This is a genomic window from Burkholderia sp. SIMBA_062 (genome assembly GCF_046534765.1).
Classification (GTDB): domain Bacteria; phylum Pseudomonadota; class Gammaproteobacteria; order Burkholderiales; family Burkholderiaceae; genus Burkholderia; species Burkholderia ambifaria.
Window position 1 is genome coordinate 1 of record NZ_JAWRYD010000705.1, and the last position, 229, is coordinate 229.

General features: G+C 65.1%; 1 protein-coding gene. It reads left to right on the plus strand.

Annotated features, from left to right (window positions below; translation table 11 throughout):
* A partial coding sequence (locus SB786_RS38005) for a response regulator (RefSeq protein ID WP_410731814.1) occupies positions 1-229 on the plus strand: 229 nt, incomplete at both ends.

The window sequence follows — 229 nt, forward strand, 5'->3', positions numbered from 1 at the left end:
GTTCTCTGCGTCGACGATTCGGCGCTGATCCGCAGCCTGATGACGGAGATCATCAACAGTCAGCCGGATATGACCGTCGTCGCGACCGCGCCCGACCCGCTCGTGGCGCGCGAGCTGATCAAGCAGCACAACCCCGACGTGCTCACGCTCGACGTGGACATGCCGCGCATGGACGGTCTCGACTTCCTCGAGAAGCTCATGCGCCTGCGCCCGATGCCGGTCGTGATGG